Origin of the sequence: Umezawaea endophytica, from assembly GCF_025061645.1 — a bacterium.
GTDB lineage: Bacteria > Actinomycetota > Actinomycetes > Mycobacteriales > Pseudonocardiaceae > Umezawaea > Umezawaea endophytica.
The window spans coordinates 334017-346587 of the sequence record NZ_JANYMP010000009.1; the positions used below are offsets into that span (position 1 = coordinate 334017).

The following is a 12571-nucleotide window of genomic DNA, read 5'->3' on the forward strand; positions in this document are numbered from 1 at the left end:
GCCGTGGCCACGTTCGCCGCGTGCGACGTGTCCGACCGCGACGCACTGGAGCGGCTGCTCGCCGGGATCCCGGCCGAGCGCCCGCTGACCGGTGTCGTGCACACCGCCGGTGTGCTGGACGACGGCACGTTCGAGGCGCAGACCCCGGACAGGATCGCCGCCGTCGCCTCGCCGAAGGCCGACGCCGCCCGCCACCTGCACGAGCTGGTCGGCGACGTGGAGATGTTCGTCCTGTTCTCCTCGCTGTCCGGCACCTACGGCACGGCGGGCCAGTCGAACTACGCCGCCGCCAACGCCTACCTGGACGGTCTGGCGCACCACCGCCGCGCACAGGGCCTCGCCGCCACCTCGCTGGCGTGGGGCCTGTGGCAGACCGACACCGGCATGGGCACCGACTCCGACCGCGCCGCCCGCGGTGGCATCGGCACGCTGTCCGCCGTGGACGGTCTGGCCCTGTTCGACGCCGCGCTGCTCAGCGGTGAGGCCCACCTGGTGCCGGTGCACCTGGACCTGGCGGTCCTGCGCACCCACCCGGTGATCCCGTCGATCCTGCACGGCCTGGTCCGCCCGGCCCGCAGGGCGGTCCGCGCCGCCGACACCGCGTCCCGCCTCGGCCTGGCCGACCTGGTCGGCCCGGAGCGGCACCGCGCGGTGCTGGACCTGGTCCGCACGCAGGTCGCCGCCGTCCTCGGCTACGACTCGCCGGACGCCGTCCACGCCGGGCGCGCGTTCAAGGAACTGGGTTTCGACTCGCTCACCGCGGTCGAACTCCGCAACGGCCTCAACGCCGTCACGGGGATGCGCCTGCCCGCCACGCTGGTCTTCGACTACCCGAACGCCGGAGCGCTGGCCGACCACCTGGTCGAGGAGCTGTTCGGCGCGGTCGAGGCACCGGCCGCGGAGGTCCGCGCGGCGAAGGTCGCCGACGACGAGCCGATCGCCATCGTGTCGATGTCCTGCCGCTACCCCGGTGGCATCCGCACCCCCGAACAGCTCTGGGACCTGGTGGTCGCGGGGAACGACGGCATCTCGCCGTTCCCGACCGACCGCGGCTGGGACCTGGAGAACCTCTTCGACTCCAACCCCGAGACCCCCGGCACGACCTACGCCCGCGAAGGCGGCTTCCTGCACGACGCCGCGCAGTTCGACCCGGCGTTCTTCGGCATGGGGCCGCGCGAGGCGCTCGCCACCGACCCGCAGCAGCGCCTGCTGCTGGAGACCTCGTGGGAGACGTTCGAGCGCGCGGGCATCGACCCGACGTCCGTTCGCGGCAGCAAGACCGGTGTGTTCGCGGGCGTCATGTACTACGACTACGCCTCCCGGCTCACGCTGATCCCGGAGGAGGTCGAGGGTTTCGTCGGCACCGGCAACTCCGCCAGCGTCATCTCCGGCCGCGTCGCCTACACGTTCGGGCTCGAAGGCCCGGCCGTCACGGTCGACACCGCGTGCTCGTCCTCGTTGGTGGCGCTGCACCTCGCGGTCCAGGCACTGCGCTCGGGTGAGTGCGACCTGGCGCTGGCCGGTGGTGTCACGGTGATGCCTTCGCCCGGCACGTTCACCTCCTTCAGCCGTCAGCGCGGCCTCGCCGAGGACGGCCGGATCAAGTCGTTCGCGGCCGGTGCCGACGGCACGGCGTGGGGCGAGGGCGTCGGCCTGCTGCTCGTCGAGCGGCTGTCCGACGCGCGCCGCAACGGTCACCCGGTGCTCGCCATCGTGCGCGGCACGGCGGTCAACCAGGACGGCGCGTCGAACGGCCTGACCGCCCCGAACGGGCCGTCGCAGCAGCGGGTCATCAAGCAGGCCCTCGCGAACGCCCGCCTCGGTGCCGACCAGATCGACGTGGTCGAGGCGCACGGCACCGGCACCACCCTCGGCGACCCGATCGAGGCCCAGGCCCTGCTGGCCACCTACGGTCAGGAGCGCGCGGGCGACGAGCCGCTGTGGCTCGGCTCGATCAAGTCCAACATCGGCCATACGCAGGCCGCCGCGGGTGTCGCGGGTGTCATCAAGATGGTGCAGGCCATGCGGTACGGCGTGCTGCCGAAGACGCTCAACGTCGACGCCCCGTCCCCGCACATCGACTGGAGCGCGGGCGAGGTCGAACTGCTGACCGAGGCGCGCGAGTGGCCGTCGACGGGCCGCCCGCGTCGAGCGGCGATCTCGTCGTTCGGCATCTCGGGCACCAACGCCCACACGATCATCGAGCAGGCGCCGGAAGCCGTCACGGTGGCAGAACCGACGATCACCGAACAGGTCGTCCCGGTGCTGCTGTCGGCTCGCGGCGAGGAAGCGCTGAAGGCGCAGGCCGTTCAGCTCCACGCCCACCTCGCGGCGCACCCGGAGTTGGACCTGGTCGAGGCGGCGGGCACGCTCGCCACCCACCGCGCCGCACTGGAGCACCGCGCGGCGTTCGTGGCCGAGTCCCGCACCGAACTGCTGGGCAAGCTGGCCGCGTTCGACGCGATCTCCGGTGGCACGGAGGGTTCCGGCAAGACGGCCTTCCTGTTCACCGGCCAGGGTTCGCAGCGGCTCGGCATGGGCCGCGAGCTGCACGAGGCCTTCCCGGTGTACGCCAAGGCGTTCGACGAGGTGTGCGAGAAGTTCGACGCCCCGGTCTGCGAGACGGTGTTCGGCGACGACGCCGACGCCCTCGACCAGACCGGCCTGACGCAGCCCGCGCTGTTCGCCGTCGAGGTCGCGCTGTACCGGCTCCTGGAGGCCTGGGGCGTGCACGCCGACTACCTGGCGGGCCACTCCATCGGCGAACTCGCCGCAGCCCACGTTGCGGGTGTGCTCTCGCTGGACGACGCCACCACGCTGGTCGGCGCTCGCGGTCGCCTCATGCAGGCCCTGCCGACCGGCGGCCTGATGATCTCCATCCGCGCGGCCGAGTCGGACGTCCTGCCGCTGCTGACCGACGGCGTTTCGATCGCCGCGATCAACGGGCCGCGCTCGGTGGTCATCGCCGGTGACGAGGACGCTGTCCTCGCGGTCGCAGGCGAGCTGTCGACGCGGGGCTTCAAGACCAAGCGCCTCAAGGTGTCCCACGCGTTCCACTCGCCGCTGATGGACCCGATGCTGGACGAGTTCCGCACGGTCGCCGAAAGCCTGACCTACTCCACGCCGCGCGTCCCGATGCTGGGTGACGTGACCGACCCGGAGTACTGGGTCCGGCACGTCCGCGACGCGGTCCGCTTCGCCGACTCGCTGACCGAGCTGACCCGCCTGGGTGTCTCCACGTTCCTGGAGGTCGGCCCCGACGGTGTCCTCACGGCGATGGCCGCCGAAGCCGACGTGACCGCCGTTCCGGTGCTGCGCAAGGACCGGGCCGAGGTCGCCGCGCTGACCACCGCGCTGAGCGAGCTGCACGTCCACGGCGTCGACGTCGACTGGCGGGCCTTCTTCGCCGGTCGCGCCACGCGCCAGGTCGAGCTGCCCACCTACGCGTTCCAGACGTCGCGGTACTGGCTGGAGGACGCGGCCACGATGGTCGACGTCTCCTCGGCCGGGTTGTCCTCCGCCGACCACCCGCTGCTCGGCGCCGCCGTGCCGCTGGCCGACGCGGACGGCTTCCTGTTCACCGGCAGGCTCTCCCTGGAGACCCACCCGTGGCTGGCCGAGCACGAGGTCCACGACGTGGTCCTGCTGCCCGGCACGGCCTTCGTGGAACTCGCCCTCCGGGCCGGTGACCAGGTCGGCTGCGGCGCTATCGACGAGTTGACCCTCCAGTCGCCGCTGGTCCTGCCGAAGACCGGCTCCGTCCAGCTCCAGGCCGTGGTCGGCGCTCCCGACGCGTCCGGCGCCCGCCCGTTCGCCCTGCACAGCAGGACGGGCGACGAGCTGTGGACGCGGCACGCCACCGGTTCGCTGGTGGAGTCGGACGTTCCTTCCTTCGACCTGGCGCAGTGGCCGCCGACGGGTGCCGAGAAGATCGACGTGGACGGTGTCTACGACGGCTTCGCGGTCGCCGGATTCGGCTACGGGCCGCTGTTCCAGGGGCTCCAAGGGGCCTGGAAGCTCGGTGACGATGTCTACGCCGAGGTTGCTCTCCCGACTGACACCGACACGAGCGAGTACGGCGTCCACCCGGCGCTGCTCGACTCCGCGCTGCACGCCATCGGCGCGGGCGGCCTGGCCTCCGGTGACGGCCTCCTGCCGTTCGCCTGGAGCGGGGTCCGGCTGTACTCGACCGGCGCGAAGTCGTTGCGGGTCAAGCTCTCCGCGACGGGCGAGTCGGTGGCGATCCAGCTCGCCGACGCCACCGGAGCCCCGGTGGCGTCGGTGGAGTCCCTCGCGCTGCGGGCCATCTCGGCCGACCAGCTCGCGGGCGCTCCGACCCACGTCGAGTCGCTGTACCGGGTCGAGTGGACCTCGGTCACGCCCGGCACGCCGCCCACCGGCGTCACCTACGCGGTGCTCGGCGAGGACGAGCTGAAGGTGGGCGCGGGTCTCGAGTCCGCCGGGGTGAAACTGGTGGGGGAGAACGCCGACGTGGTGTTCGCGTCCTTCGTCGCCACCCAGGACACCTCGGTCCGCTCGGCCACGACCGGCGTGCTCGACCTGCTCCGCACCTGGCTCGCCGACACCGCCAACGACGACCGCCACCTGGTGCTGGTCACCCGCAACGCGGTCGCCGTCGGGGCCGACGACGACGTGCTCGACCTCGCCAACGCCGCCGCCCGCGGCCTGGTCCGCTCGGCCCAGGCCGAGAACCCCGGCCGGTTCGTGCTCGTGGACCTGGACGAGGAGGACAGGTCGTACCTGGCGCTGACCGCCGCGCTCGCCGCCGGTGAGCCGGAGTTGGCACTGCGCGACGGGACCGCGTTCGCGCCCCGGCTCGCCAGAGCCGGACTGGCCGTCGACCCGGCGGCGCTGGACGTCAACGGCACCGTGCTGGTCACGGGCGCCACCGGCACCCTCGGCGGCCTGGTCGCCGAGCACCTGGTGGTGGAGCACGGCATCCGGAACCTCGTCCTCACCAGCAGGCGCGGCCTCGCCGCTCCCGGCGCGGCGGACCTGCGCGACCGGCTCGTCGCCCGCGGGGCCTCGGTCGACTTCGTCGCCTGCGACGTCGCCGACCGCGACGCCGTGACCGCGCTGCTGGCCGGTGTTCCCGCCGAGCACCCGCTGACCGCCGTCGTGCACACCGCCGGTGTGCTGGACGACGCCACGATCACCTCGCTGACCGCCGACCAGATCGACCGCGTGCTGCGGCCGAAGGTCGACGCGGCGACCACCCTGCACGAGCTGACCCGCGACCTGGACCTGGCCGCGTTCGTCCTCTTCTCCTCCACCGGCGGCGTCTTCGGGGCGGCGGGCCAGGGCAACTACGCCGCGGCCAACGCCTACCTGGACGCGCTGGCCCAGCGCCGCAGGGCGACCGGCCTGCCCGCGACCTCGGTCGCGTGGGGCCTGTGGGTGACCGAGGACGGCATGGGCGCGGACCTCACCGAGGCCGACGTCCAGCGCATGGCACGGGCCGGTGTCGCCCCGCTCAAGCCCAGCGAGGGCCTGGAGCTGTTCGACATCGCGCTCGGCCACGACCTCGCCGGACTGGTGCCGATCAACCTGGACCACGCGGTCCTGCGCTCACAGGCCGCCGCCGGAACCCTCGCCCCGCTGCTGCGGGGCCTGGTGAAGGCGCCGGTCCGCCGCGCCGCCGAAGCCGCCGTGGCCGAGGTGTCGTTGTCCGCCAGGCTCGCCGGACTGTCCGGAGTGGACCGCGACCGCGCGATCCTCGACCTGGTCCGGCAGCACGCGGCCACGGTGCTCGGCTACGAGTCGCACACCGCCGTCGAACCCGGCCGCGGCTTCCTGGAACTCGGCTTCGACTCCCTCACGGCGGTGGAGTTCCGCAACCAGATCACCGCGGCGACGGGCCTGCGCCTGCCCGCCACGCTGATCTTCGACTACCCGTCACCGACGGCGCTCGCCCAGCACCTCGGCACGATCGCGCCGATCGAGGACGCGGCGAGCACCTCCGGTGTGCACACCGAACTGGACCGACTGGCCGCCGCACTGGGCACGGCCGCACCGGACGAGGCGGAGAAGCAGGTGATCGCGGCTCGGCTGCGCGACCTGCTCGCCGCGCTGGACGCCGGGGCGCCGCAGGACGACGACCTCGGCTCCGCCACCGCGGACGAGTTGTTCGACCTGCTCGACAACGAGCTGTCGTGAGCCACGTGACCGCCGCCAACGCCAGAGGAGATGATCACGTGGCGAACGAGGACAAGTACCTCGCCTACCTGAAGCGGGCCACCGCCGACCTGCGGGACGCGCGCAAGCAGCTCCGCGACGTCGAGGACAAGGCCACCGAGCCCATCGCGATCGTCGCGATGAGCTGCCGCTTCCCCGGTGGGGTCGCCACCCCCGAGGACCTGTGGGACCTCGTGGCGAACGGCCGTGACGCGATCTCCGGGTTCCCGACCGACCGCGGCTGGCAGGTCGAGGACATCCCCCTGGAGGGCGGTTTCCTCTACGACGTCAGCAAGTTCGACCCGGCGTTCTTCGGCATCTCGCCCCGCGAGGCCCTGGCGATGGACCCCCAGCAGCGCCTGCTGCTGGAGACGTCCTACGAGGCGTTCGAGCGGGCGGGCATCGACCCGTCGACGCTCAAGGGCAGCCGGACCGGTGTGTTCGCCGGCCTGATGTACCACGACTACGCCGCCCGCGAGATCGCGCCGCCGGAGGGCGTCGAGGGTTACCTCGGCAACGGCAGCGCGGGCAGCATCGCGTCCGGCCGCGTCTCCTACACGCTCGGCCTCGAAGGGCCCGCGGTCACCATCGACACGGCGTGCTCCTCGTCGCTGGTCGCGCTGCACTGGGCCGTGCAGGCCCTGCGGCTCGGCGAGTGCGAGATGGCGCTCGCCGGTGGTGTCGCGGTCATGTCCACGCCCGGCACGTTCATCGACTTCGCCCGCCAGGGCGCGTTGGCGTCCGACGGCCGCTGCAAGGCGTTCTCCGCCGACGCCGACGGCACCGGCTGGGGCGAGGGCGTCGGGATGCTCCTGCTGGAGCGCCTCTCCGACGCGCAGCGGCTCGGCCACGAGGTCCTGGCCGTCGTGCGCGGCAGCGCGATCAACCAGGACGGCGCTTCGAGCGGCCTGACCGCCCCGAACGGCCCGTCGCAGCAGCGGGTCATCAAGCAGGCACTCGCGTCCGCCGGGTTGTCCACTTCGGACGTCGACGTGGTGGAGGCGCACGGCACCGGTACCTCGCTGGGTGACCCGATCGAGGCCCAGGCGCTGTTGGCCACGTACGGCCAGGACCGTTCGGAGCCGCTGTGGCTGGGGTCCCTGAAGTCCAACATCGGCCACACCCAGGCCGCGGCCGGTGTCGCGGGCATCATCAAGATGGTCATGGCGCTGCGCCACGGCGTCCTGCCCAAGACCCTGCACGCCGACGTGCGCTCGCCGCACGTCGACTGGGCCGACGGCAACATCGAGCTGCTGACCGAAGCCCGTGACTGGCCCGCAGGCGAACGTTTGCGCCGCGCGGGCATCTCGTCGTTCGGCATCTCCGGCACGAACGCCCACACGATCATCGAGCAGGCGCCGATCGCCGAGCCGGTCGAGGCAGTGGCGTCGACCCCGGTCGCGGTTCCGTTCGTGCTGTCGGGCAAGACCGAGCAGGCCCTCCGCGCCCAGGCGGCCAAGCTGAGCGAGCACCTGGCCGCGCACCCCGACACCAACCCGCGTGACCTGGCCTGGTCCCTGGCGACCACCCGCACCGCGCACACCCACCGCGCGGCCATCGTCGGCACGGAGCTGGCCGACGTGGTGCGCGGGCTCGACTTGCTGAACCCCGGCGTGGCCAAGGAGTCCGGTCTCGCGTTCCTGTTCACCGGTCAGGGCTCGCAGCGCGCGGGCATGGGTCGTGAGCTGCACGCGGCCTACCCGGTGTTCGCCAAGGCGTTCGACGAGGTCGCCGCGCTGGTCGACGTGCGCGACACCCAGGACGAGCTGGACCGCACCGAGTTCACCCAGCCCGCGATCTTCGCCCTGGAAGTGGCGCTCTACCGCCTGGTCGAGTCGTGGGGCATCCGCGCCGACCACCTCGCGGGTCACTCGATCGGCGAGATCGCCGCGGCTCACGTCGCGGGCGTGCTGTCGCTGGAAGACGCCGCCAAGCTGGTCAACGCCCGCGCGAAGCTGATGCAGGCGCTCCCGGCCGGTGGCGCGATGGTCGCCCTCCAGGCCACCGAGGACGAGGTCCTCCCGCATCTTGATAACAACGTTTCCATTGCGGCGATCAACGGCCCGCGGGCCATCGTGCTCGCGGGCGAGGAAACCGCTGTCGCGCAGGTCGTCGCGAAGTTCGGCGACCGGAAGTCCAAGCGCCTCGCGGTGTCCCACGCGTTCCACTCGCCGTTGATGGACCCGATGCTCGACGACTTCCGCGCCGTCGTCACCACCCTGACCTTCCGGCAGCCCCGGATCGAGCTGCTCGGCGACGTGACCAACCCGGAGTACTGGGTCGCGCACGTCCGGAACACCGTCCGCTTCCACGAGGCCGTCCAGACCCTCGAACAGCGCGGTGTCACCAAGTTCCTGGAGCTGGGCCCGGACGGCGTCCTGGCCGCGATGGCCGAGGTCCCCGTGACCCCGTTGCTGCGCAAGGACCGCTCCGAGGTCGAGTCCGTCGCCACCGCGATCGGTGCGCTGCACGTCAGCGGTGTCGCCATCGACTGGACCGCGTACTTCGGCGGCGGGACGAGGATCGCCCTGCCCACCTACGCGTTCCAGCGCGACCGCTTCTGGCTCGACGTCGTCCCCGGCGGCGTCCGGCTCGGCGCCTCCGACCACCCGCTGCTCGGCTCCACGCTCTCGCTCGCCGACTCCGACGGCCTGGTCCTCAGCGGTCACCTCTCGCTGACCACGCACGCCTGGCTCGCCGATCACACCGTCTCCGGCACGGTCCTGCTGCCCGGCACCGCGTTCGTCGAGCTGGCGGTCCACGCCGCCGACCAGGTCGGCTGCGACCTCCTCGAAGAACTCACCCTCGAAGCGCCGCTGGTCGTGCCCGAGCACGGCGGCGTGCAGGTGCAGGTCGGCGTCAGCGGCCCGGACGACTCCGGCCGCCGCGCCCTGACCGTCCACTCGCGACTCGACGGCCCGTGGACCCGGCACGCCACCGGCACCCTGCTGCCGACCGCGCCCGCGACGACGTTCGACCTCTCCGAGTGGCCGCCCGCGGGTGCGCAGCCGGTCGCGATCGACGCCCTCTACGACAACCTCGCCTCCGTCGGCCTCGCCTACGGCCCGGTGTTCCAGGGCGCGCGGGCCGTGTGGCAGCGCGGTGACGAGGTGTTCGCCGACATCACCGTCGCCGACGACGTCACCGGGTTCGGCATCCACCCGGCCCTCCTCGACGCCACGCTGCACGCGCTCGGCGCGGTCGGTTCCGGCGACCAGGCCCGTCTCCCGTTCGCGTGGCGCGATGTCGCCCTGCACGCCGTGGGCGCCTCCGACGTGCGCGTTCGCCTGGCCCCGACCGGTGCCGACGGCGTCTCGCTCCAGGTCGCCGACACCACCGGCGCTCCCGTCGCCTCCATCGGCTCGCTGGTGCTGCGCGAGGTTCGCGAAGCCGCCCGGTTCACCGAGTCCCTGTTCCACGTCGACTGGACGGTCCTGCCGGTCGCCGACGCGTCCACCCGGATCGTCGAGACGACCCTGGACGCCGACCTCTCCACCATCGAGCCCGCCGACGCCGTCCTGGTCCGCCTCACCGCCGGGACCGGTGGAGCGGCCGAGGTGCACGAGGCCGTGCAGACGGCGCTGCGCCTGGTGTGCGCGTGGCTGGCCGACGAGCGCTTCACCGCGTCACGCCTGGTCTTCGCCACGACCGGCGCCGACCACGCGGGCAGCGCCGTCCAGGGCTTGGTCCGCTCCGCGCAGACCGAGCACCCCGACCGGTTCCTCCTGCTCGACACCGACGGCTCCGCCGCTTCCGAGAAGGTCCTGCCCGCAGCCCTCGCCACCGGCGAACCGTGGATCAGCCTGCGCGACGGCGTGGTCCGAGTCGCCCGGCTGGCCCGCAGCTCCGACGCTCACGTTGACGCCCCGGCGCTGGACGGCACCGTGCTCATCACCGGCGGCACCGGCGGCCTCGGCGCCGTCTTCGCCAAGCACCTCGTCACCAAGTACGGCGTCCGCGGCCTCCTGCTCACCTCCCGCCGCGGCCTGGACGCGCCCGGCGCGGTCGACCTCAAGGCGGAGTTGGAAGCCTTGGGCTCCACGGTGACCGTCGCCGCGTGCGACGCCGCCGACCGCGACGCCCTCGCCGCACTGCTGGCCGAACACCCGGTGTCCGCCGTGGTGCACACCGCGGGCGTCCTGGACGACGGCGTGATCGACGCCCTGACCCCCGAGCAGATCACCACCGTCCTGCGGCCCAAGGTCGACGGCGCTCTCAACCTGCACGAGCTGACCCACGACCTGAAGGCGTTCATCCTCTTCTCCTCCTCCGCGACCACTTTCGGCAACGCGGGCCAGGCCAACTACGCCGCCGCCAACGCGGTGCTGGACAACCTGGCGCACGTCCGCCGCGCGAACGGCCAGCACGGCCTCTCCCTCGCCTGGGGCCTGTGGGCCGGGACCGGTGGCATGGGCGCGACCCTGACCGACACCACCGTCGACCGCATGACCCGCATGGGCGTTCGCCCGCTGACCCAGGACGAGGGCCTCGCGCTGTTCGACGCGGCGTTCGCCTCGGACCTGCCGGTGCAGGTGCCCGCGCACCTGGACACGGCCGTCCTCAGTGGACAGCCGGTCGTCTCGCCGCTGCTGCGCGGTCTGGTCCGGCCGACCCGCCGTTCCGCCCGCACCGCTCCGGTCCCGGTCGCCTCGGCGCTGACCGGTGTCTCCGGCGCCGAGCTGGTCTCCATCGTCCGCCACCACGTCGCCGAGGTCCTCGGCTACGGCTCCGGCGACGACGTGGAACCGGGTCTGGCGTTCAAGGAACTGGGCTTCGACTCGCTCACCGCGGTCGAGCTGCGCAACCGCCTCAACGGCCACACCGGCCTCCGCCTGCCCGCCACGCTGGTCTTCGACTACCCGACGCCCGCCGCGCTCGCCGAGCACCTGCGCGCCGAACTCGGCGGGGGAGCGGCCACGCCGACCTCCACCGAGACCGTCGTCCTCGCCGACGACGAGCCGATCGCCATCGTCGGCATGGCCTGCCGCTACCCCGGCGGGATCTCCACCCCCGAGGACCTGTGGAACCTGGTTGCCGAAGGCGGGGACGCGGTCACCGGCTTCCCGACCAACCGCGGCTGGGACCTGGCGAACCTGTACGACGCCGACCCCGACCACCCCGGCACCAGCTACGTCCGCGACGGCGGTTTCCTGCACGACGCCGCCGAGTTCGACCCGGCGTTCTTCGGCATCAGCCCGAAGGAGGCCATCGCGCTCGACCCGCAGCACCGCCTGCTGCTGGAAACCACGTGGGAGGCCTTCGAACGCGCGGGCGTCGACCCGACGTCGGTGCGCGGCAGCCGGACCGGCGTGTTCGCCGGGATCATGTACCACGACTACTCCTCCGTGGTGGAGCGCGGCACCGACGAGGTCGAGGGCTACCTGGGCACCGGCGGCAGCCTCGCGTCCGGCCGCGTGTCCTACACGTTCGGCCTGGAAGGCCCGGCCGTCACGGTCGACACCGCGTGCTCGTCCTCGTTGGTGGCGCTGCACCTCGCGGTGCAGGCGCTGCGCAACGGCGAGTGCTCGCTCGCCCTCGCGGGCGGCGTCACGGTGATGGCGACCCCGGCCACGTTCGTCGGCTTCTCCCGCCAGCGGGGTCTCGCGATCGACGGCCGCTGCAAGTCCTTCGCCGGCGCGGCGGACGGCACGGGCTGGTCCGAGGGCGCGGGCATGCTGCTCGTCGAGCGGCTGTCCGACGCCGAGCGCAACGGCCACCCGGTGCTCGCCATCGTGCGCGGCAGCGCCATCAACCAGGACGGCGCCTCCAACGGCCTGACCGCCCCGAACGGCCCGGCCCAGCGCAAGGTGATCCAGCAGGCGCTCGCGAGCGCTCGTCTGTCCACCTCGGACGTCGACCTGGTCGAGGCGCATGGAACCGGCACGAAGCTCGGTGACCCGATCGAGGCGCAGGCCCTCCTCGCCACCTACGGCCAGGACCGCTCGGAGCCGCTGCTCCTGGGGTCCATCAAGTCCAACATCGGCCACTCCCAGGCCGCCGCGGGTGTCGCGGGCATCATCAAGGTCATCGAGGCCATGCGCCACGGGGTGGTCCCGAAGACGCTGCACGTAGACGCGCCCACGTCCGAGGTCGACTGGACCGCCGGTTCGGTCGAGCTGACCACCGAGGCCCGCCCGTGGCCCACGGTCGACCGCCCCCGCCGCGCGGGCGTCTCGTCGTTCGGCATCAGCGGCACCAACGCCCACGTGATCATCGAGCAGCCCGAAGCCGCGAACAGCGGCTTCGGAAGTTCTGCTCCTTCCCAGTTCGTCGCGAAGACCGAGGCCGAGGACTTCCCCCGTCCGCTGGTCCTCTCCGGCCGCACGTCCGCCGCCCTGCGCGGCCAGGCACTCGCGCTCGCCGCCCACGTGGAGGC

Annotated in this window: 2 protein-coding genes (both only partly in view); both read left to right on the top strand. The window is 72.8% G+C overall.

The annotated features are described in order from the left end of the window. A protein-coding gene (locus NZH93_RS21015) for a type I polyketide synthase (protein WP_259624852.1) crosses the window boundary here: on the top strand, positions 1–6177 show its end. Its footprint begins 13557 nt before the window's first position; only the last 6177 of its 19734 coding nucleotides appear in the window; its start codon lies off the left edge, out of view; its stop codon occupies positions 6175–6177. Continuing rightward, on the top strand, positions 6174–12571 hold the 5' end (the start) of the coding sequence (locus NZH93_RS21020; protein WP_308214219.1) for an SDR family NAD(P)-dependent oxidoreductase. 8578 nt of this gene lie beyond the right edge of the window; the window shows 6398 of its 14976 coding nt (coding positions 1–6398); its start codon is at positions 6174–6176; the stop codon falls past the right edge of the window. The genes NZH93_RS21015 and NZH93_RS21020 overlap by 4 nt, the downstream gene beginning before the upstream one ends.